Origin of the sequence: Psychrobacter sp. Choline-02u-9 (assembly GCF_002836505.1) — a bacterium.
Classification (GTDB): domain Bacteria; phylum Pseudomonadota; class Gammaproteobacteria; order Pseudomonadales; family Moraxellaceae; genus Psychrobacter.
The window spans coordinates 129,854-151,494 of the sequence record NZ_PJBF01000059.1 but is presented as its reverse complement, the minus strand read 5'-3'; the positions used below and the strand labels follow the sequence as shown (position 1 = coordinate 151,494).

Genomic DNA, 21,641 nt, shown 5'->3' with positions numbered 1-21,641 from the left:
ATGAACGCTGATTTTATAACCGCCAAAACAACCCCTGACCTCGCATTTATATCTCAGCATTTATTCACCGCTATTTTATGGGTTAACGATGAGCTATCAATCACACGGTTGAATGCTCAAGCCGAGCAGCTACTCGCCATTAGTAGCGGCAGACTAATCAATCAATCAATATTGACACTGCTCGCACCTGATGAATTAAAGACTAAAGATACTGCATTTATCGATAATGATAGTGGTGATATAAATGAAAACGAGGCTTCGAGCGAGCCAGCATATTCGTTGACGGAGCGCTTTGTGCAAGCGCAGAACTATCAGCAGCCTTTTATCGATCATGACCACATCATAAAAACACCGTTAAACGGTAATTTATCATTGTCAGTCGACTATAGCGTCACACCAGTCATCTATGAACAGCAGCCTTATTTTATTATCGAGATGTGGGGTAAAGATCGGCAAAGTCGTATTTCTGAGGAGCAGCGTCAACAGCAGCAATACACAGTTGCCCGTCATATGCTACGCTCGGTAGCACACGAAATAAAGAACCCTCTTGCTGGTATTCGCGGGGCAGCCCAACTGTTGCAACGGCAGTTTATTAAATTCAGCGACGCATCTACCACTAGCACCTCTAGTGTTGATAATGCTTTGACAACTACTAACATTGACGCGCAGCATGATTTGCAAAAAATGAATCAAAAACTGCGCAACTATACGGACATTATTATTTCAGAGACTGATCGGTTAACCCATCTTATTGGGCAGCTTCTGGGTTCCAATCAACTGCCAAACTGGCAAACGCTCAATATCCATGAGCCTTTAGAGCATGTCTTAACCTTAGTGACCAATCAGTATCCACAGGTAGTGTTACAGCGTGATTATGATTTATCATTGCCAGAGTTGTGTGCAGATAAGGATCAGCTGATTCAAGTGTTTTTAAACCTTATTAATAATGCTTGTGAGTCGATGACTGAGTTCGAACAAACGCTACAACAGAATAAAATCTCAGAGTCTCAAGAATCACCACAATCTGCCATACAAACTGAGGGCAATTCTGATTATCAACCGACATTGCATATTCAAACGCGGGTTGCCTTTCAGCATACGATCGTCGGGCAGCAGCACAAGCAAGTGATGCAAATTACTATTACTGATAATGGCTCAGGTATTGATCCAGCATTGATCGGTCAGATATTTTTCCCAATGGTCACTAGCCGTGCAGCCGGTACAGGTCTTGGATTATCCATCGTCCAAGATATTATCAGTCATCATCATGGTATGATTGATGTGAGCTCGACAAAAGAGCAAGAAGATAAGCAAACCCGATTTACGCTATATCTACCATTTACTCAACCCATCACTGAGACATAAAATAAATTATGAATTAAAGGCTGCTAAGTTTCATAACGCCAACTCCCAATCCCCAACTTACCATCAATAATTGCTGATTAGGCCCAATACATGACTGAATATAGCGACGACCTCCAACCTAAAAGCGATGATCAATCACCACAATCACAAATAGTAACTGTGAATAATGCACCCAGCGACCACCCTGCAACATTGTGGTTAATCGATGACGATGCAGCCCTACGTATGGTGTTGGCCGACACGTTTGAAGATGCTGGATTGACCGTTATCAGTTTTACTCAAGCACAAGCAGCATGGACTCGCCTTAACGATGTGTTAAAACAGCAAGAGTCAGCTGAGCAATTACCTGACGTCATACTGACCGATATTCGTATGCCAATGATGGATGGATTGTCTTTTAGCGACTGGGTCCATCAGCATTTCCCCAAAATGCCAATCGTAATTATGACGGCACATTCAGACCTGACCTCTGCTATCAATAGCTATCAGACTGGTGCTTTTGAATACCTGCCCAAGCCTTTTGACTTAGATGATGCAGTTGCAACGATTTATAAAGCCATCAATTATCAGCCCAATTTAGAAACAACGACTGTTTCCCTTTCTGATGAACCCAATACCAATACAACGTCTGACACGTCTACCGAAGACCTGATAAAACCTAAAGCCGCATCTTCTAGTAAGACAACCAAAGACAATAAGAACAAAAGTGCCGGCGTAACCAAAGATAATGGGAACCCTAGCGGCATCATTGGACAGTCACCAGCCATGCAAACGGTGTTTCGCGCTATTGGCAGGCTGGCTCAATCCCCCATTTCCGTCTTAATCACTGGCGAGTCTGGAACGGGTAAAGAGTTGGTTGCCAGTGCATTGCACCAACACTCCCCGCGTAAACAGCAACCGTTTATTGCGCTTAATATGGCAGCCATACCACATGACTTGATCGAGTCTGAGCTATTCGGTCACGAAAAAGGCGCGTTCACTGGTGCAGCGACAATGCGTCAAGGCCGTTTTGAGCAGGCAGACGGCGGTACTTTATTCTTAGACGAAATCGGTGACATGCCTTTTAGCACTCAAACACGGCTGTTACGCGTACTGGCCAATGGTGAGTTTTATCGTGTTGGTGGTCAGCAGCCAATAAAGGTCGACGTGCGTATCATCGCAGCCACTCATCAAAACTTAGAAGAGCTGGTAAAACAAAGCCGATTCCGCGAAGATTTGTTTTATCGTCTCAATGTCATTCGGTTACCCCTACCACCACTACGTACACGCCCTGAAGACATTCCTGCATTAGCCCTCTACTTTATGCAGTCTGCCGCAGAGCAAATGAGTACCTCTCCGAAGCATCTACATCCTGCCGCATTGCAAATTATGCAAACGTTTGACTGGCGTGGTAACGTGCGTCAATTAGAAAACGTCTGCTTGTGGCTCACGGTGATGGCCACTGGTGATACTGTGATGGCGACAGATCTGCCACCAGAGCTACTTGAAAACATCTCACCTAATACGGTGCTTTATGAAGAGCACGGCGCATCACATGAAGACGCTCAAGAGAACTTGGTACAAAGTGGCGATGTATTAAATGGCAGTGCATTAAACAGTCATCAAAATGAGCGAAGTAGCCCGTTGCCTAAAAGCCAAAGTTGGCAACAAGCATTGGCTGATTGGGCTGAGCAGTCGCTAAGCACGGGTGAAACTGATATTCTGCAAACAGCAACCCCTGAGTTTGAGCGTGTTTTATTAACAGCAGCACTCAATCATAGCGGTGGTAAAAAGATAGAAGCCGCGAGCTTACTTGGTTGGGGACGCAATACTCTGACACGCAAATTGCAGCAATTGGATATCTCTGCCCCGAGAGTACCAACTAAAGAATAAAGAAACGCATAAAATACGATATTAAATTATTATTGATATCAATTACTTAAAATTAATATCGAAAATAAATGATAAATAATTAAAAATAATTGCAAATAGGGGTTGCCAAACAATTAAAACTCTATATAATAGCCAACCACTGAGACGCACTACCGAATCAGTTAACTGTCTAGATAGCGTTTGAGTTTAACCGCTTTTGATGATAGAGTAACGAAAATGGGGCTGTGGCGGAATTGGTAGACGCACCAGATTTAGGTTCTGGCGCCGCAAGGTGTGAGAGTTCGAGTCTCTCCAGCCCCACCATTTTCGGATAGTACATCTTAGACCAAATATCAAAACCTGCTTTTTAGCAGGTTTTTTTGTGTCTGGAATTTGGTATTAGAACTATAAAACATCTTATTAAAAGTATTAATCTACTTTTCTACCCTTTATAAGTCCTTTAACACTTCATCCATACGCTAATAGCGACACTCTACCCTCTGAATCAATGCTTTCATGCACTCGCTATAAGCACAGCTAATTAATAGAAATATTTTGCTCACTGTCATTGAATAACGCATTACGTTGATTCTTACGACGGGTTTCACGTTGAATGATATTTTTCGCATCGACTTTTTCTAAAGGCAATCTTGTTTCGCGAGAAAGATCGCCATCTGCTATTAAGGATAAATAACGAGAACAACAAACTCTTAAAAAAGAGGTGAAATTACCAATATCATGATCAGCATCGAGAGATTCAAGGTATAGCTTAGTGATCAGCTGATTAACCGTCATTTGATCCCGAAATGACAACTCTTCTAATATATCCCAAAAAAACACTTCTAAACGAATTGATGTGACTACTCCCTGAATTCGAAGTGATTTGGTTTTAGAGCTCCACAAACTGTCGTCAGCACTAATAAACAATTGGCACATATATCCTCTCTTGATGCTAGGGTCTATTGAATATTCAACAGACCCTAATTAAAGATTATAGCAAAGCAACAAATTGCTTCAGCATAGCTGGGTGGGCAGGCCACGCAGGAGCCGTTACCAGTTGTCCATCGGTAATAGCACCATCCATAGGTAACTCGACATACTCAGCGCCAGCCATTTCTATTTCTGGCTGACACGCAGGATAAGCAGATACTTTTCTGCCTTTCAATACGCCAGCAGCCGTCAGCAATTGCGGCCCATGACAAACTGATGCAATTGGTTTACCAGTATTTGCAAAATGCTGAATCATTGCAATGACCTTAGCATTCAAACGCAAGTATTCTGGCGCACGTCCACCTGGTAAATACAAAGCATCGTAATCTGCGACATTAATATCTGCAAAAGACGCATTAAGGGTAAAGTTATGACCGCGTTTTTCGGTATAAGTTTGATCACCTTCAAAGTCGTGTATTGAGGTCGCGATGCTATCACCTGCCACTTTATCTGGGCATACAGCATCAACCTCATGTCCCATCGCTAGAAGCGCTTGGAACGGAACCATGTTTTCATAATCTTCAACAAAATCACCGGTAATGATAAGTACTTTAGCCATGATATTCTCACTGTATCGTAATGAAATATTGTAATGAAATACGGGAACCCAAATTAATTTGTAGCGACTTCGCTTAAAATGAGTCTGAATATCCATTCAAACATAAAAAACAACGACTGGGTAATATGTGAATACTACAAACAATCACTTTTTGAAAATAAAATCATAAACTTAGCTATTTTCTAATAATGTTAAACCCTCCAATACCTCTTCCAGACTCTGATACCGTCTCTCTACCCGCTTCGCCAATGCTTTATCGACCATATATTGATAGTGACTATATTCTGCTGACAATGTTGGAATAGGTTGCTGGCAATGCTGAATCGCCCACGCTTTTGATTTATCATGGCTATTGCTACTTACCTGAAACGGTCGCGTGCCTGTTAATATCTCAACCATCATGATGCCAAACGCGTAGATATCACTTTGCACCGTTGCACCCTGTCCTTGCCAGCGCTCAGGTGCGAGATACGCTGGTGTGCCAGCAGGATTTGGTTGGCTATTAGCCACCGTAACACGTTGTGATAAAGCAAAATCAGTGAGTAATAATCTAGGAGGCAGACTATTGCTCATGGTATCTACAGGCCACTCATCATCAGAACCTTCAACCAAGATATTACTGGGTTTAATATCATTATGTAGCCAACCAGCCTGATGCAAATTAGCTATCAAGTATGCAGCCTGAGTGATGAAATGATGCTTTTGTGATGCTCTCAATGACAGATGTTTTGAAGCGGTCAGTTGACTCGCCAAGCTACCATTAGAGTAATAATGTGTGACTACTATAACTAGTCGTTGCAACTGCGATAGTATCTGAACATCCACGCAATGATGAGCCAATAGTGGTGGTGCGATAACGTTATCTTTGATTTTTAATGAAGCATTTACAGCAGCTAAAATATCCGCTTCATGAGTTAAATCAGAAGCGATAGGATAAACGCCATCACTCAACTGCCATTTAATCATCACGCTACCAAATTGTGGATGCTGGGCACGTGTTAAACCTTGGAAGTAAGTATTGTCGATATTTTGCGTTTTGATATCTTGCGTTTGTTCTGTGCTTTGCTGAGCAATACGTTGATGTACTATCTCACTAAAATGTTGTGCGTCCAGTTCTTGGGAAATAATGGGCAATAGCTGCATTGCTTGAGCTTGCAAGGCTTGCGTAATAGACGGATTACTGGCACTATTTTCCATGGTATTGTTTCTCATAATATAGTGAGATTATTGCCTTCTCATTCGTATCATTTCCAAAGATAATAATAGCGCGAATAATGGTTACAAGTACTACGATTAATAGGTACTAAGATTGTAGGCACTGAAATTTCAGCAGCGTTAATTGTATTTTTGGGTATGGTATTAAAGACAACCTTAATTGCTAGAGCCACTATGTCACAACCAACTATCCCGACCATGCCATCTGATCAACCTACTTATGCCCTACCCGCACCGTTGTTAGACTTACTCAGTCAATACTTACAAGAGCGAGTCACACCAACTATTGAAATCGACCCGAGCCAGCTTGCTTATCGCTGGGTTGGTGGACGCACTGGTCACCTGCAGCCTTTGTCGGTCAACCTGTTTTTGAGCTTAGATGACTTGCATGGTATCGATACGCAAAAGTCGAAGTTAGTACAAAACACCCGCCAGTTTATTAAAGGTTACCCTGCCAACCATGTATTGATGTCAGGGACACGCGGTGCCGGTAAATCATCATTGATTCGCGCTTTGCTACAAGCCCATCATAGTGAAGGCTTGCGTATTATTGAGGTTGCCCGCGATGATCTGCAAGTATTGGACAAGATTCGTGCTGCTATTAATGCCCTACCAGCAGATTGTCATTGCCGCTATATCGTATACTGCGATGACCTCGCTTTTAATGGTCAAGACGAAAGCTATCGTGCGCTAAAGAGCGTACTCGATGGCTCGCTAGACTCTGAGCAAGACAAACTACTGGTCTACGCCACCAGTAATCGTCGTCGCTTGCTACCGCAGATGATGAAAGACAATGTCGATATCTATAATGGGCAGACGGATGAAGTAAATCCCTATGAAGCTATTGATGAGACCGTGTCATTATCAGATCGATTCGGTTTGTCCCTCACCTTCCATCCTATGGATCAGCAGACTTATCTGCATATTGTTCAGCATTATCTGAATTTAGAGCAGCAAAAAATCTCAGCTGATATAGATAATGATGCTAAGGACATTTTAGCAAGTCAGTCTATGCCTGATAAGATCAGAAAGGATGCGCTACGCTGGGCCTCAGAACGTGGTGGTCGCTCAGGACGAGTTGCTTATCAATTTAGCCGTTTTTGGAGTGGTAAAACACAATTGGCTATCGAAGACAGTAAGCACTAGGTCATATTTAACGCTAAATCATATCTAAGCTTAACGATGTCTAATCACTGCGTGCAGAGCCTATATACTGCACGCGACTCTCTTCTTGCCTGTTCTCTTGATTGCTTACCGATTCAACTGCACCATCAACCATATATTGGTCAAAATCTGCCGCCAGCCATAGATTACCTTTGTAGACGCTCTCAGCATCTAAACGAATATATGCCATATTTGGCGTTTCGCTATCTGGATTATCAAAACCCTGATAGCGAGCGCTAAAGTGGGTCAAAATGATGTTTTTCAGGTTCATCTTTTGCGCGAATGTGCCCACCACATGCGCACTGCTATGCATTGGGTCATAGTCAGGGTTTCTGGCTTGAATAGCCATCATGACCTCATGCGTATAAGTGGCTTCATGCACCAATAAATCCGCATTGATAACGGCTTTGCTTAACAAATTTGGCGCATCATTGTCTCCTGCCACCACCACTCGCGTCCGCTGTACCTCATCGTCGACATAGTCTACTGAGTGCAATTGTCTATTGTCCTCAGTCGTGACATCTTCGCCTTGCTGCAATTTACCCCACAGTGCACTTGCTGGAATACCATCCGCCACAAGCTTATCTGTATTAAGGGTGCGGCGGCTAATAGTCTGAGTAATACCAAAGGCATGAGAAGCAACCCGATGTGATAGCAGCGTGATATCAATATCAAGCTGCTGTTGGTCACTTAAGCTAATGTTAACCTTGTTCGTATCACCTTGCTCAGCTAATACCTCTTCAATCGCTATAAAATTGAGAGCAAAAGGTAGATAAAGCTCTGTAGTAGCGGTAATGGCATCAAGCAAAGTAGCAATCGCTTTTGGGGCAATCAAAGTTAATGGCTCACGGCGTCCTGACATGGCAGCACTAGCTAGCAACCCTGGTAGACCATAGCAATGATCACCATGCACATGAGTGATGCAGATAGCAGCTAATTGATGTAAGGAGAGTTTGGTACGTAGTAATTGCTGCTGCGTGCCTTCACCGCAATCAATCAGCACCCATGGACGCGATTTCTTACTCTGATTATTCTGTTGACGACTTCCTTGCTGTACGCCAGAGGTATGTGGATTCAAACACTCTATGGCCAATGCGGTCACATTACGCTGTTTGGTCGGTACACCTGCAGAGGTTCCCAAAAAGGTTAGCTTTAGCATAATGATGCCTTTTATTTATCAGGAGTACTGGCTCAGAAGTACGAGAACGTCTCTTCATTATGAAAACAATGACAGAAATAAGATAAACGAAGAATATACCCTAGTTATGACAATTGGCATATCATGGTTTTTTGACCTTCAACCATTTGTCCGCCATTGGCAGTGCACTCATTTACCATATTTGATTCGTAAGATTTCCAACCACCATAGAAGCTCGCCGCACACAGAATTACCACCAGGATTTTCTGTGACCACGATTTGATAGAGACTTGTTGGCTATTAATCTGTTGTCTATTATTTTCTTGCATACTGGTATCTTGCTTATTAAGTGATGTTTGAGTTGCTGACTGATTGTCATCTTTGTCTAGGCTATCTTGCTTCAGATTGTCTTTATTCGAGGTATTTAGGTCTGTCATAACATTATCCTAAAAAAGGCTTTGTTTATTCATAAACAAAGCCTTTGGTCTACATGGCTACTTAAGCGTTGAGAGAGGATTATACCAGTATCCTCTAGAAATTCAGACGGCCACCCTTTTTTTCTGCTCGCTTAAAGGCATCTCGTTCTTCGCAGCGTTTGAGCCAGTTCAAAAGATTGGTATATTTACTCTGATCTAAACCTGCACCAGCATTGGCACCCAAGACTGCAAGATGCATTTGAATATCAGCGGCGCTAAATTCACTACCTGCAAACCAGTGATTTTCATGTAGATGACGCTCCATCATATCTAGCATCTTCTCCAAACCGCTACTGATCATGTTTTTTTCAATCTGACCTTGGATTTTTTTGCTGATAGGTTTGATTAGCATCGGCGACTGAGACACTACTTTGGTGAATACCAAACGCATGACCAACAGTGGCATCAATGAAGCCTCTGCAAAGTGTAGCCAAAACGTGTAGGCTTCCCACGCTGCTTCGTTATTATCGTCAGGTTTGAACTGCTTTTCTTTATCATAGTGCTTAATCAAATATTCAATGATAAACCCTGACTCAATCAGCACACGATCGTCTGCTTCTAGTATCGGTGCATTACCAATCGGATGCACTTGCTTTAGGCTATCAGGAGCACGGTATGCCTTGTTGCGCTCATAGCAAGTCAGTTTATAATCGGCGCCGAGCTCTTCCAACAGCCAGATAATACGAAACGAGCGCGAGTTTGCTAAATGATGAAGATGTAACATAAACCGTCCTAGTTATATATTGTAGTAAATCAGCATAATATCTCAGATATAGCACCATACGTTTAATCGATTGTGGCACCACTGCTCTCGATAATAGCGTAATTTGTACTTCTTTAATACTGTGAGTTGGCAGACATGCTGGAAAACTATGCCTACCGAATCGATACTATCTCAGACGGTGTACTCTTCAACATCAGTCTAAATGTAATGCTTCAATCTTACGCGTCATTTTATCTATCTTTTGCTGATATTTTTTGATCTGGCGGAATCGATGCGCGATTAGCACGCCTTTGATACGGCGATTTTTCAGACGACGACGTGGTGGAAAACTGCCTACTTGTGGCTCATTGTAGCCATGTAAGCGGTCTTCACGTTTACGCGCCGTATAACCTAATGCGCTATCGGCAATCATAATCAGCAATGCGACAAAAATCATGCTGTACATCAGCATCGAGCCACCATCATGTAAGTTACGATCTAAAATTGCGATTGAGAAGATAAACAAGAATATTGGTTCAAGGTAGCACAGAGTGCCAAAAAGTGAGACAGGCAACTTCTGACTGGCCACCATCGTTAGTGACATTGCAGCGGTGCTGATAATGCCTAATAACGGCAGCAGATACCAAAGCTTATGGTTGGTGATTGCTACTTCAAAACCGCCATTCATATACAGCGCAACCAATACAACTGGCAATAACAATACAAGGTCTGAGATAAGACCAGTAATAGGCGGCACTGCCAACTTGCGACGTAGTAGATAATAAGGAGGATAACCCAAGCAAACAAATAAAGTCGCCCAAGAAATAGCCCCATACTCAAAAATATCGTAAGCGATACCGAGACCTGCACATACAATGGCAGCCCACTGAAGTAAGCTCATGTCTTCGTTGTAAAAGAACCTGCCAACAACGATCATAATCATCGGATATAGGAAGTAACCCAACGTTACCTCAAGTCCCAAACCATTAACTGGCGCCCACATAAATATCCAGATTTGCGCACCCAAAATCGGTGTAGGTAATATAAATAAAAACCACTCTTTTGCGTTCTTTAGTGTTTTTAAATAATCAAAAATGTGCTGCCATTGCTTTAGTACGCTGACCAGCAGTACTAGACTAAAAAACATTGTCAGCACGCGCCACGAAGCGACTTGCGTACCTGATAATGGTTGCAGCAGTAGACCAAATAAGAACAGCAATGAGTATAAAAAATTTGCAGCGACAGCAGTGATTGTACCCTGCGAGGTTTGGTTAGTAGTCAGCATCACAACAGCCTTTAAAGATTGGGGCACATCCATGGCAATTTTTAAAAAAAACAAAAGCCTCAGACGAGAACGTCTGAGGCTTTTGCATATAAGGTCGTCGCGCAATCTAAGTTGAACGCTTTTGATGTATTAGGCTTACATCATGGTCGGCATTATGTCAAAGTCAGAATGAATAAGCAATGCCACTGTTCATCTAGTGTCTAAACTTTTAAATTGAGTAAATTTAATGCAGGTAAGTGCTTATTTTGCATCAAGTTGTTCGATTTTTTGCTGTATCTTATCCATCTTCTTTTGGTAACGACGAATCTTACGAAAACGATGGGCTTTTAGCACGCCATCGATACGCTGATTGATAAAGTGACGACGCGGTGGAAAGCCGCCAATCTGAAGCTCTCTATAGCCATGCAAGCGGTCATTACGCTGACGAACGAGGTAGCCCTTGATGCTATCGGCCATCATGACCAGTAGCGCAAACGTAATCATGCCGTACATAAAGAGCGAACCACCTTCTTCAAGGCTTTGACTCAAAATAGTAATAGACAATACGAATAACAGCATCGGCTCGATGTAACTCAATGCTCCAAATAGTGATACTGGCAACTTGCTACTGGCAATCATCGTCAGCGACATCGCAAGCGCACTAAAAGCACCAAGCAGCGGCAACAGATACCAAAACTTCATGTCTTGCGCCGCAACATCAAAACCGCCCGTCATATAGAGCACGATGAGCACGACTGGTGTTAACAGCGTCAAATCAAACAACAACCCTGTAATGGGCGGTACAGAAAGGGTGCGGCGTAGCAGATAATACGGTGGATAACCCAAGCATACAAACAGTGTCACCCAAGATACTGAACCATACTGAACAATATCGTAGCCGATACCGAGTGCTGCAAATATCGCGGCAGCCCATTGCAAGATACTCATATACTCATGGTAAAAGAATCGACCAAGCACAATCATCACTAGCGGCAATAAAAAATAGCCCAACGTAACATCGAGACCAAACCCATTGACCGGAGCCCACATAAACAACCAAATCTGCCCACCTAGGATTGGCGCAGGCAGTATAAATATTAACCACTCCTTGATTGTCTTTAGCGTCTTTATATAATCAAAAACACGTTGCCACTGCTTAGTCAAACTGACCAATATCACCAAACTGAGTAACATCATGAGCACACGCCATGACGCTACCTGCGTCCCTGTTAAGGGCAGCATAAACAGTCCAAACAAAAACATCATCGAGAATAAAAAGCTCGATGATACCGAAGCAACCGTTCCCTGAAAAGTTTGATTGGTCGTAAGCATAACAACAGCCTTAAAAAATAGAACCTTATTTACAGTATTGAAAAAATGAGAATGAAAAAACAAAAGCCTCCGACGATAACGTCAGAGGCTTTTTTCTAGAAAAATACTAAGAGACTAGACTCAAAAGCTAATTACCAAGACTATTACTCGTCATCGTCTTATGCATAGTGAGTCTATTATAGATTGTCACTTGGTTTATGGTCGTTTGCAATATCAATCGCATCATCGACGTCGGTAGCTGCGGTATTGTCAGTTGTCGCATCAATATCTATCTGCTCCTGACCTTCTACCTCAAACGTACCATCTTCTCTCATGGCATCGATAAGCTCGTCATCGCTCTCTTCGTGCTCAACACGCGCCATGGCAACCAGTTTTTCATCTTTTGACAGACGAATCAATGTTACGCCTTGCGTATTACGACCAGAGCTAGCAACATGCTCAACTGGTGTACGAACCAACGTACCTTTGTCAGAGATTAGGATAATATCATCGGTAGAGTCAACCTTGGTCGCTCGTACTAGTGCGCCATTACGCTCGCTGGTCTTGATAGCGATCACACCGCCACCGCCACGATTTTGTGTATTGAACTCATCGATAAAGGTACGTTTACCAAAGCCATTTTCACAAGCAATCAGAATTTCACGTACATCATCTTCGATAACGACTAATGATTTGATAAACTCATCAGTAGCCAGACGCATACCGCGGACGCCTTTTGCCGTACGGCCCATCGCACGCGCATCATTCTCATCAAAACGAATCGCTTTACCATTTGAAGCAAACAACATCACTTCTTGGCTACCGTTAGTGATACGAGCGCTGACCAATTTATCACCGTCTTCTAGTCCAACCGCAATCAAACCGTTCGAGCGAATATTGGCAAACTGCTTAAGCTCAACACGCTTCACGGTACCATTGGCCGTTGCAAAGAAAACGAAAGGCGCTTCTGCTTGGTTGCTGTCTTCTACTGAGTCATCATCACTATCTATTAAGATATCTGCCTCTGACATCTCACCTGTGACCGATGTGTCCCCTACGATTTTCGGAATCGGTAATATCGTCGTAACGGTTTCATCACCATTTAAGCCAATCAGGTTAACGAGTGGACGACCACGAGCACCGCGACTGGCAATCGGCACTTCAAAACCACGTAAGCTAAAGACACGCCCACTATCCGTAAAACACAATACGGTAGAGTGAGTAGATGTCACAACTAAATGATCAATGACATCATCTTCTTTCATCGCCGTGGCAGACTTGCCTTTACCGCCACGTTTTTGCGCGACATAATCGTCAATTGGCTGAGTCTTAGCATAACCAGTACGTGACACTGTCATCACGACCGTTTGCTCTGGAATAAGGTCTTCACGGCTAAAGTCAGTACGTGAGTCAATAATGTCCGTACGGCGCTCATCACCAAAGTTATCGCGAATCTCGATCATCTCATTAGAGATAATAGCCATAAGCTTATCAAAATCGCCAAGGATAGACTCTAAATGCGCAATTTCACGCAATAGGTCTTGGTATTCTTCGGTCAATTTATCTTGCTCAAGGCCAGTCAGACGATGCAATTGCATATCTAAAATCGCATTGACCTGCTCAAGTGACAAACGATAACGCTCTTCGCCTTCGATTAGACCAAACGGCGCTTTAGGATCTTCGCCATCGATAAACTCAGGACGTACTGATTGACTACCAGCAGCCGTGAGCATCGCAACGACGCTACCTGAACCCCACGTGTTATTTAATAAGCTTTCACGTGCTAGGCCACGGTTTGCAGAAGCTTTAATCGTCGCGATAATTTCGTCGATATTGGCTAGAGCAACCGTTAGACCTTCTAGCAAATGACCACGAACGCGGGCTTTGTTCAATTCATAAATCGTACGGCGGGTCACCACTTCTTGACGATGACGGACAAATGCAGCGATAAGCTGACGCAAGGTCAATAGTTTTGGCTGACCATTATCGAGCGCCACCATGTTGATACTAAAGCTAGACTCTAGCGGCGTTTGTAGAAATAGGTTATTAACGATAACTTCAGCGGTCTCACCGCGGCGCAAATCAATAGCGATACGCATACCGTCTTTATCTGACTCATCACGAATTTCGCTAATGCCTTCGATTTTTTTATCACGAACAAGCTCTGCGATACGCTCGATCAGCTTGGCTTTGTTAGCCTGATAAGGTACTTCGGTAAATACGATGCGCTCACGATCACGGTTGACTCCAGAATTGCTCATCGGCTCGATATGATAACGACCACGAATATGCAAGCGGCCTTTACCCGTACGATAAGCATCTAAAATGCCCGCGCGACCATAGATAATACCGCCCGTAGGAAAATCAGGACCTGAGATATGCGACATCAGCTCTTCGGCTGAAACTTGTGGGTTTTCAGCATAGGCCAGACAGGCATTAATCACTTCGGTCAGGTTATGGGGTGCCATATTGGTCGCCATACCAACGGCAATACCCGTCGCACCATTGACCAATAGGTTAGGAATACGCGCTGGCATCACACTTGGCATGCGCTCAGAGCCATCGTAGTTGTCTTCCCAATCGACCGTGTCTTTGTCCAAATCAGCGAGCATCTGGTGGGTCAGTTTGGTCATACGTACTTCGGTATAACGCATCGCTGCCGGAGGATCATCATCGATCGAGCCAAAGTTACCTTGACCATCAACCATTGGGTAGCGCAAGCTGAAATCCTGCGCCATCCGTACGATGGCATCATAGACAGCACTATCGCCGTGTGGATGGTACTTACCGATAACATCACCGACCACACGTGCTGATTTTTTATACGGTTTATTATAATCGTTTGATAGCACGTGCATGGCATACATCACGCGGCGGTGTACAGGTTTGAACCCATCACGCACATCAGGCAGCGCACGCGAGACGATCACGCTCATCGCATAATCCAAATACGACTGCTTTAGTTCATCTACGATGCCAATAGGACTGACCGATTCGCTCATATACACTCCTTCACTCACATTTTTTTCTAACGTTGACACATCGCTTATGGCACCCATAGATCATATAAAAATACTGCCACATAAATGGGCAGTCATGACCAAAATAGATACCATAAAAAAACACTGCTACACGTGCAAAACAATAGGAAAATAGCGATAGTTTTAATGTTTAATAAAAGAAGCTATTTTAGCACAAATTTGCTGATTTAGGGGGTTCTGACCACCATTAAAATCAAGCTAGGCGGTTCATTCGCAGTGATATTTTGAATTATCGGCACACGCTAAAATAATTCTAATGGCAGGTTTTTTTTGATTGGCTGATTTTGCCATTTTTACAGACGAACTTACCATCTGCTGAGCAATGAGACACCCCGCCCATTTTTCCTGAACAAGGCGTATTTCGAGCTTGTGCTTGGCTCATAGATGTAAAGGCAAATACTAGGGCCAGTAGCGCTGTATTGATTAACTTCATTGTTTATTCTCCGTATTTGATGGATATTAAATAGAAAAATACTATACTCATTAGCTACAGTTCGACAAGATTTATTTTGACTAACTGAGTGAATGCTTATATCTCTATTTACAATTCAACATGACATTTGATTTAACGCTAAAATCTTGAGCATAGAGCTCATACGTGGTTTACATATAAGCTCTATTGACCAAACAACTAAGATGCTTAGAATATTTAGCCAATACAACAACACCTACAACTGTCTCTGACATAAACTAATTGTTTTTATGAGCACACTGTCTTCATAAGCAGACTGTATTTCAACATCATAATGTTTTCAAAATCATATTATTTTAATCAGCACATTATGATTTAAACCACTTTGATGCAGCTATTTTTTGAGTGATACTGGACAAAAAATTTCTAAACGCTACACTACCTCATCTTTTATAGCACTTACATAACGACCTAACAGGCTACTTTTATTATGGATATCATTCTTGCAATTGTTTGGATTTTAGCAATGGTGCTATACAGTTTTTCGAGCGATTATGTTGCTAGCTTTCCTAACCATAACAATCGCGCTGTCCCTTATGTCCGTTGGGGAGCACTTTTAGTCGCTATGGCTTTATCAGCATACTTGTCAAAAGCCTATCAAGAAAATCTACAAGGCAATGGTATGTGGGTGTTTGTTATCGTGGTATTTGTCGTTATTGTATTAGCGAAGGTCGTTTTTAAATGGGTAATTAACAGACGCCTGAAACGCTAGTTAATACTGAATAGTTTTATTAATTTGACCCTCTTAATTATTGATCTAAATACCTATGACAATTAAACATCAAGATAGCCAGCCTGACTCAAACCTTTCTATACCAGCAGCAAACGATCGAGCAGATCGTAGCTTCGATGCCATTGCCGATCATTTCGAAAAAAAGGTCTATGGTGGTTTAAAAGGCGAGATTCGATTGGCTGTGCTACGCCGTGATATTTTTGAATATAGCACGCAGACGAGTGAGGCGCTTGGGCGACCTTTACGTATCTTAGATGTGGGTGCAGGGCTTGCACAAATTGCGATAGAACTTGCTGCTCAAGATCATAGCGTAGTCATCAATGACATCTCAGCGAATATGCTTGATAAGGCAAAAGCGAGCGCAGAGAAAATCGATAAAAAGCTAGACATCACTTGGTATGTTTGCCCTTATCAAGCGCTTGAAGAAAAACTGGCTCAGACAGAGACAGAAAAATTTGATTTGATTATGTCGCACGCGCTACTTGAATGGTTGGCAGAACCAGCGGCGGTTATGGACTTTTTTGATCAGCATTTAACAGATGATGGCGCGCTATCTTTGTGCTTTTATAATCCTGCAAGCTTTGATTATCGTAACCTTATCATGGGAAATTTTAATCTACTCGATAATACAAACTATAAGGCAGACAACAAGAAAAGTCTGACACCCAATCATCCCGTCGCTAAAGAAGAGGTTCAGTCTTGGTTAAAGGCGCATGACTATCAGACGGTGCGCAGCAGTGGCTTGCGGGTATTTCATGATTATGCACCACTCAAGCGTGGCGGGCATAACGACCCAGATGCAGTGATTAGAATGGAGTTACGCTACTCACAATTAGAGCCGTACAAATGGCTTGGGCGTTACTTACACATTTTGGCTAAACGGTAAATTTAGACGATAGCTCAAAAATGGATGAAGACGGCTAAACCTCTTCATCCATTCTCGATGATCTATCATATTCTGACCAAGTAGTGGCATTGATGTCTTTTTCATCGAAGACTACGACATGCTCTAGCAAAGGCAGAATGCCAATATGCGAGCCGATTGCATGATTATGATGGCTCGCAACTAAGGATAAGACAGTCTGTCCGTCATCTAACTGCAGTCGGTACAAATAGTTGGCACCGCGAAACACACGTCCAATAACTAAAGCTGTCTGTGTACTGTCATCATCATGAATAATATCATCAGGGCGCACGAGTACTTTGATTAGCGTACCATTTGGATAATCATATTCGCAGTACTGTGGTTGTCCTGATTCATCATAGACTTCCATGCGGCGATAGATATTCCCCAGTGCCGTCTCAACATGACCTTCTTTGATAATACCGTCTATCATCGCGCCTTCGCCCACAAACTCAGCGACAAAAGGGCTGACAGGCTCATGATACAGCTCGCTTGGTCGCGCCCATTGTACCAATCGTCCTTTATCCATTACCCCTACTTTATCCGCTAGCGCGAACGCTTCATTTTGATCATGAGTGACCAAAATCGCTGTGGTATTGGTACGTTTGAGAATATCACGGACATTCATTGCTAGTGATTCACGCAGCACCACATCTAGATTAGAAAAGGGCTCATCAAGTAATAGTAGTTTTGGTTTGGGTGCTAGCGCTCTTGCTAGAGCCACACGCTGCTGCTGACCACCAGAAAGCTCATTTGGACGTTTATCCGCATGCTCGGTTAATTCAACTAAGCTTAGCATCTCAGCCACTCGAGCTTTTTTGTCAGCAGATGACCATTTATTGAGACCAAAGGCGATGTTCTTTGCCACGCTTAAATGACCAAAAAGAGCATAATCTTGAAATACCATGCCCATGCCACGCTTGGCTGGCGCCACTGCGAATGATTGGCGAGCATTTTTTTCAGTTAAGCGTTGATTGTTTAGGTAGATAGTGCCACCGCGACTTTGCTCCAGTCCCGCGATAGCTCGTAGCGCTGTGGTCTTCCCGCAGCCGCTATAACCTAAGAAGCAACCAATCTCGCCTTGCTCCAACATCAACGATAGACCATTGACGACGATAGTATCGTCATAGCCTACGATGAGATTTTGCACACTAAAATAAGGATCTGTCGCGATATGTTTCTCAGTATTTTGTTGTGAGGTACTGCTCTGCTCTACAGTTTTATTCGGCTGAACTGGATTGATTCTATTTTGTGACAGTGGTGATTTTGCTACAGGCGTATGGCTAGCCCGAGCCTTTTCTGACTTAGAATTTGTAGAGTCGTTCATTGAATCAGTGTACATAGACGGTACCAGTTCGCTATTAGTAAGTAAAACCATCGATAAAACAGAGCAAATTATAATATAGCTGACACTACGAGTGTGCTGTTAAACTTATGCCAAATTATTGCTATTAGATTTGTTGTTACTAGCTGTGTTTGTCGCTTTGACGCAGTAATATCCAAACAGGGAGCAAACCAACCAGTACGATTAGCAAACTCGGTAATGCGGCTCGTCCCCACATACCTTCGCTCGTCATTTCAAACACTCGTACTGCAAGCGTGTCCCAGCCTTGACGCCGTGTCATTAGCGTAATGGGCATCTCTTTCATCACTTCGACAAAACCCATCAATAATGCAGTCAATACGCCAGGGCTAAGCACAGGCAGCATCACATGACGCCAGCGCTGATAAGGACTGTCGCTAAGTAATTTTGCAGCAGCTTCTTGATTGACAGTCAGTCGTTGCAGTTGTCTGTCAATAGGCTGAAAACTCACTGTCATAAAACGCGTCGATAATGCCAGTAGCATAACAATGACACTGCCAGAGAGCACTTGCTGTGAGGTAATACCAAAGGCAATCATTTGATTATCAAGCCACGCAATAGGTATAAATATCCCTACCGCCAACACAGTCCCCGGTACGACATAGCCTAAATTGGCTAAAGTGGTCATGAGCTTAGTCGATTTATCAGGATACTGCCGTTTAATCCACGCAATAATAATGGCCAAAAAGGCAATAAACAGCGTGGTCATACTAGCAATCATGAGGCTGTTGGTGACAAAATCAATGTAACGCGCATCAAAATCTTGGCGAAAATTCAGTGCTGTCCAATAGATAAGCTGTAAGAAAGGAATTAAGAAGGCGACCAGAAAGATCAGCGTACACAGCAGTGTCATGGCGAATTTGGCAGGTTTGCTAGCGTCAAAGCGCTGGCTGCTACCTTGGGTCAGTGAGCTACCACGCTTCGCTTGCCAATACTGCTCAAACAATACCACAATAAATATCACACCAATGAGCAAGGCTGCTAGCTGAGCCGCTGTGGTCAAACTAAAAAAACCAAACCATGCTTTATAAATGGCGGTAGTAAAAGTATCGACATTGAATACCGATACTGCACCAAAATCCGCTAAGGTTTCCATACTGGCTAGCAGCAAGCCACCTATAATCCAAGGCAGTGCTTGCGGTAGCGCCAATCGGAAAAATACACGGCTACGACTCAAACCTAGCATTTGCCCCGCTTCTATCGCTCGCCTGCCTTGTGACAAAAATGCCTGACGCGCGAGCAAATATACATAAGGGTAAAACGCTAGCGATAATACCAAGCCTGCGCCCCATACATTCCTTATCGACGGTATGGCAGTACTGATACCAGAATCGCGTAAAGCTGTCTGTAGCGGCCCACTAAAGTCAACAATCCCGATAGTGACAAATGCCAATACATAAGCAGGGATGGCAAGTGGTAACATCAGTGCCCACGAAAAGAAACGCTGACCAGGGAAACGGTACATACTAGTAACCCAAGCCAAAGCAGTACCAATAGTACCTGAAACGACAGTCACCATAAGCAATAAAATCGCCGTGTTTTTGAGCACTTGCGGCAGTACATAATCTGCCATGTGTGTCCAAATCTCTGCCACTGGCTGAGTCCACGACAGCAGCACGATTAAAATCGGTACTAGCATAAACAACGAAATCAGCCCTAAGACTGATTTCGAGATAATACGTTTACGAAGGGCGTGGTCTTGGCTGACAGTCTGCTGGTCGTTAACACTGTCATTGACAGTATCGTTCTGACTAACAGACGCATCTGGCGTTGTGATCATATTATCATTACCGTGTCATACGTATAGAGACCTTGTAAGCTTATACCAACCTTAAAATCGTCATTACCCAAATAACTCATCTGTAATAGCTAACCTTTGAACACATTCTGTAAAAGCTTTTGTTTAAAAGCTATTGCCTAAAAGTTATGATTTTAAGATTGGTATCAGTATTACTGGCGACCCCTTATTTATAACCCGCTTTATCCATCATTTGGATAGCTTGAGTTTGTAGTTCACCGAATTTCTGTACATTGATATCGTCTTTTTTGAACTCGCCCCATGATCTGAGCATGTCTGACTCATCGATACCTACTTTTACTGGGAATTCTTTGTCAGAGCTGGCATAAAGACCTTGTGCCTCGTCAGATGACAACCACTCTATCAGTTTAAGCGTACCATCTGGATTGTCTGAACCTGCAACCACACCAGCGCCTGAAATGTTTACGTGCGTACCAGTCGTGTCTTGGTTTGCCCAAAATATCTTCACAGGGAAGTTTGGTTTTTCGTCCAACAAACGACCATAGTAGTAGCTATTAGCAATACCCACTTCACACTGACCAGCAGCGATAGCTTCTAGCATCGCAACGTCATCACTGAACACGTCAGTCGCTAGGTTATCAACCCACCCTTTGATAACTGCTTCGGTTTTTTCTTCGCCCAAATGCTCCATCATGCTAGCGACAAGCGATTGGTTATAAACCTTTTTAGAGGTACGTAAGCATAGTTTGCCTTTCCATTTTGGATCGGCCAAATCTGCATAAGTAGATAACTGGTCGGCAGTAACTTTGTTTGGATCATAAAAGATAGTACGTGCACGTAGTGACAAACCAGTCCACTGACCTTTTGGATCACGGTATTTTGCAGGGACATTAGCTTCTAACACAGTAGACGATACTGGCTGTAATAGTCCTTGCTCTGCAGCTTGCCATAAGTTACCAGCGTCAACGGTCAATAGCATATCAGCTGGAGTATTCTGACCTTCAGCTTTTAGACGCGCCATCAAAGGCCCAGTTTGGTCTGTAACCAGTTCAACTTTTACGCCTGTTTGCTCAGTATAGCGATCTAACAATGGTTTAATCAGCTGCTCATTACGTGATGAATAGATAGTAATTGTCTGACCATCAGCAGTCGTAGCTTCGTCAGTTGCTGCTTGCTGCTCAGCACCTGTTTCTGTTGACTCTACTTCTACGCTCTCTTCTGTGGTTGAAGAATTACTACAACCCGCCAAACCCAACATCATGCCAAATACGGCTGCAGGTAAGATAAGCTTCGTAGAGGTTAGATTAGCGCTGATAGCGTTCAATGACATGGT

The 21,641-nt window shown here is 43.2% G+C and carries 18 protein-coding genes and 1 tRNA gene; 6 read left to right on the top strand and 13 right to left on the bottom strand.

Annotated elements, in window-relative coordinates; translation table 11 throughout:
* The 3 genes from CXF69_RS12040 (at window position 1) to CXF69_RS12030 (ending at window position 3,540) form a co-directional block, all read left to right on the top strand.
* Window positions 1–1,365, top strand: a complete 1,365-nt coding sequence (locus tag CXF69_RS12040) for a two-component system sensor histidine kinase NtrB (protein ID WP_101206180.1) — start codon at window positions 1–3, stop codon at window positions 1,363–1,365.
* A 90-nt stretch (window positions 1,366–1,455) separates the two neighbouring features.
* Window positions 1,456–3,237 carry a sigma 54-interacting transcriptional regulator gene (locus CXF69_RS12035; RefSeq protein ID WP_102078135.1) on the top strand — a complete coding sequence of 594 codons (1,782 nt, stop codon included), beginning with the start codon at window positions 1,456–1,458 and terminating at the stop codon, window positions 3,235–3,237.
* Window positions 3,238–3,455: 218 nt separating this feature from the next.
* Window positions 3,456–3,540: transfer RNA gene (locus CXF69_RS12030), tRNA-Leu, on the top strand.
* Window positions 3,541–3,753: 213 nt separating this feature from the next.
* On the opposite strand, the gene CXF69_RS12025 is transcribed toward CXF69_RS12030, so the two are convergent.
* From CXF69_RS12025 to CXF69_RS12015, 3 genes are all read right to left on the bottom strand, one after another.
* The gene (locus tag CXF69_RS12025) at window positions 3,754–4,152 is read right to left on the bottom strand and encodes a ribbon-helix-helix domain-containing protein (RefSeq protein ID WP_102078136.1); all 399 of its coding nucleotides are present in this window, start codon (window positions 4,150–4,152) and stop codon (window positions 3,754–3,756) included.
* A 55-nt stretch (window positions 4,153–4,207) separates the two neighbouring features.
* The gene (locus CXF69_RS12020; RefSeq protein ID WP_323807180.1) at window positions 4,208–4,768 is read right to left on the bottom strand and encodes a DJ-1/PfpI family protein; all 561 of its coding nucleotides are present in this window, start codon (window positions 4,766–4,768) and stop codon (window positions 4,208–4,210) included.
* Between the two features lie 168 nt (window positions 4,769–4,936).
* Window positions 4,937–5,962 (bottom strand): protein kinase domain-containing protein, encoded by a 1,026-nt coding sequence (locus tag CXF69_RS12015; RefSeq protein ID WP_102078138.1) that lies wholly within the window; start codon window positions 5,960–5,962, stop codon window positions 4,937–4,939.
* Between the two features lie 192 nt (window positions 5,963–6,154).
* Here CXF69_RS12015 and CXF69_RS12010 point away from each other — a divergent pair, with 192 nt between their 5' ends.
* Entirely contained in the window at window positions 6,155–7,126 is a 972-nt protein-coding gene (locus tag CXF69_RS12010; protein WP_416375008.1) for an ATP-binding protein, read from the top strand.
* Between the two features lie 40 nt (window positions 7,127–7,166).
* Here the strand turns inward: CXF69_RS12010 and CXF69_RS12005 are convergent, their stop codons facing one another.
* The 7 genes from CXF69_RS12005 to CXF69_RS11975 all read right to left on the bottom strand — a co-directional run bounded on the left by CXF69_RS12005 (window position 7,167) and on the right by CXF69_RS11975 (window position 15,510).
* Window positions 7,167–8,303 (bottom strand): ribonuclease Z, encoded by a 1,137-nt coding sequence (locus tag CXF69_RS12005; RefSeq protein WP_102078139.1) that lies wholly within the window; start codon window positions 8,301–8,303, stop codon window positions 7,167–7,169.
* Between the two features lie 104 nt (window positions 8,304–8,407).
* Window positions 8,408–8,719 carry a hypothetical protein gene (locus CXF69_RS12000; RefSeq protein ID WP_102078140.1) on the bottom strand — a complete coding sequence of 104 codons (312 nt, stop codon included), beginning with the start codon at window positions 8,717–8,719 and terminating at the stop codon, window positions 8,408–8,410.
* A gap of 94 nt (window positions 8,720–8,813) precedes the next feature.
* Window positions 8,814–9,482, bottom strand: coding sequence for a glutathione S-transferase (locus CXF69_RS11995; RefSeq protein WP_057759100.1), 669 nt, complete (start codon window positions 9,480–9,482; stop codon window positions 8,814–8,816).
* Window positions 9,483–9,675: 193 nt separating this feature from the next.
* Window positions 9,676–10,746: an EamA family transporter RarD gene (rarD, locus tag CXF69_RS11990; protein WP_102078141.1), complete on the bottom strand. Its 1,071-nt coding sequence runs from the start codon at window positions 10,744–10,746 to the stop codon at window positions 9,676–9,678.
* Between the two features lie 240 nt (window positions 10,747–10,986).
* Window positions 10,987–12,057: an EamA family transporter RarD gene (rarD, locus tag CXF69_RS11985; RefSeq protein WP_102078142.1), complete on the bottom strand. Its 1,071-nt coding sequence runs from the start codon at window positions 12,055–12,057 to the stop codon at window positions 10,987–10,989.
* Window positions 12,058–12,233: 176 nt separating this feature from the next.
* Complete coding sequence (gene gyrA, locus CXF69_RS11980) at window positions 12,234–15,038, bottom strand: DNA gyrase subunit A (protein ID WP_102078143.1); 2,805 nt, start codon at window positions 15,036–15,038, stop codon at window positions 12,234–12,236.
* Between the two features lie 292 nt (window positions 15,039–15,330).
* Window positions 15,331–15,510 carry a YdcA family protein gene (locus tag CXF69_RS11975; protein WP_101206188.1) on the bottom strand — a complete coding sequence of 60 codons (180 nt, stop codon included), beginning with the start codon at window positions 15,508–15,510 and terminating at the stop codon, window positions 15,331–15,333.
* Window positions 15,511–15,979: 469 nt separating this feature from the next.
* On the opposite strand from CXF69_RS11975, the gene CXF69_RS11970 reads away from it, so the two are divergent.
* Both CXF69_RS11970 and CXF69_RS11965 read left to right on the top strand, forming a co-directional pair.
* The gene (locus CXF69_RS11970) at window positions 15,980–16,261 is read left to right on the top strand and encodes a hypothetical protein (protein ID WP_101206189.1); all 282 of its coding nucleotides are present in this window, start codon (window positions 15,980–15,982) and stop codon (window positions 16,259–16,261) included.
* A gap of 55 nt (window positions 16,262–16,316) precedes the next feature.
* On the top strand, window positions 16,317–17,168 hold the full coding sequence (locus tag CXF69_RS11965) for a methyltransferase domain-containing protein (protein ID WP_101206190.1): 852 nt from the start codon (window positions 16,317–16,319) through the stop codon (window positions 17,166–17,168).
* A 34-nt stretch (window positions 17,169–17,202) separates the two neighbouring features.
* Here CXF69_RS11965 and CXF69_RS11960 read toward each other — a convergent pair whose 3' ends face one another.
* From CXF69_RS11960 to CXF69_RS11950, 3 genes are all read right to left on the bottom strand, one after another.
* On the bottom strand, window positions 17,203–18,528 hold the full coding sequence (locus CXF69_RS11960; protein WP_198551547.1) for an ABC transporter ATP-binding protein: 1,326 nt from the start codon (window positions 18,526–18,528) through the stop codon (window positions 17,203–17,205).
* 124 nt (window positions 18,529–18,652) lie between these two features.
* Window positions 18,653–20,329, bottom strand: a complete 1,677-nt coding sequence (locus tag CXF69_RS11955; RefSeq protein WP_101206191.1) for an ABC transporter permease — start codon at window positions 20,327–20,329, stop codon at window positions 18,653–18,655.
* 184 nt (window positions 20,330–20,513) lie between these two features.
* A complete protein-coding gene (locus tag CXF69_RS11950) occupies window positions 20,514–21,638 on the bottom strand; it encodes an extracellular solute-binding protein (RefSeq protein WP_057759087.1) in 1,125 nt (374 codons plus the stop codon).
* Between the last annotated feature and the right edge of the window lie 3 nt (window positions 21,639–21,641).

What these genes read in the sequence shown, in the direction of transcription:
- CXF69_RS11975 (WP_101206188.1), bottom strand. Translation starts at nt 15,510, where the DNA reads ATGAAGTTAATCAATACAGCGCTACTGGCCCTAGTATTTGCCTTTACA.
- CXF69_RS12035 (WP_102078135.1), top strand. Translation starts at nt 1,456, where the DNA reads ATGACTGAATATAGCGACGACCTCCAACCTAAAAGCGATGATCAATCA.
- CXF69_RS11960 (WP_198551547.1), bottom strand. Translation starts at nt 18,528, where the DNA reads ATGTACACTGATTCAATGAACGACTCTACAAATTCTAAGTCAGAAAAG.
- rarD (WP_102078142.1), bottom strand. Translation starts at nt 12,057, where the DNA reads ATGCTTACGACCAATCAAACTTTTCAGGGAACGGTTGCTTCGGTATCA.
- CXF69_RS12010 (WP_416375008.1), top strand. Translation starts at nt 6,155, where the DNA reads ATGTCACAACCAACTATCCCGACCATGCCATCTGATCAACCTACTTAT.
- CXF69_RS11995 (WP_057759100.1), bottom strand. Translation starts at nt 9,482, where the DNA reads ATGTTACATCTTCATCATTTAGCAAACTCGCGCTCGTTTCGTATTATC.
- gyrA (WP_102078143.1), bottom strand. Translation starts at nt 15,038, where the DNA reads ATGAGCGAATCGGTCAGTCCTATTGGCATCGTAGATGAACTAAAGCAG.
- CXF69_RS11965 (WP_101206190.1), top strand. Translation starts at nt 16,317, where the DNA reads ATGACAATTAAACATCAAGATAGCCAGCCTGACTCAAACCTTTCTATA.
- CXF69_RS11950 (WP_057759087.1), bottom strand. Translation starts at nt 21,638, where the DNA reads ATGTCATTGAACGCTATCAGCGCTAATCTAACCTCTACGAAGCTTATC.
- CXF69_RS12025 (WP_102078136.1), bottom strand. Translation starts at nt 4,152, where the DNA reads ATGTGCCAATTGTTTATTAGTGCTGACGACAGTTTGTGGAGCTCTAAA.
- CXF69_RS12015 (WP_102078138.1), bottom strand. Translation starts at nt 5,962, where the DNA reads ATGGAAAATAGTGCCAGTAATCCGTCTATTACGCAAGCCTTGCAAGCT.
- rarD (WP_102078141.1), bottom strand. Translation starts at nt 10,746, where the DNA reads ATGCTGACTACTAACCAAACCTCGCAGGGTACAATCACTGCTGTCGCT.
- CXF69_RS11970 (WP_101206189.1), top strand. Translation starts at nt 15,980, where the DNA reads ATGGATATCATTCTTGCAATTGTTTGGATTTTAGCAATGGTGCTATAC.
- CXF69_RS12040 (WP_101206180.1), top strand. Translation starts at nt 1, where the DNA reads ATGAACGCTGATTTTATAACCGCCAAAACAACCCCTGACCTCGCATTT.
- CXF69_RS12005 (WP_102078139.1), bottom strand. Translation starts at nt 8,303, where the DNA reads ATGCTAAAGCTAACCTTTTTGGGAACCTCTGCAGGTGTACCGACCAAA.
- CXF69_RS11955 (WP_101206191.1), bottom strand. Translation starts at nt 20,329, where the DNA reads ATGATCACAACGCCAGATGCGTCTGTTAGTCAGAACGATACTGTCAAT.
- CXF69_RS12000 (WP_102078140.1), bottom strand. Translation starts at nt 8,719, where the DNA reads ATGACAGACCTAAATACCTCGAATAAAGACAATCTGAAGCAAGATAGC.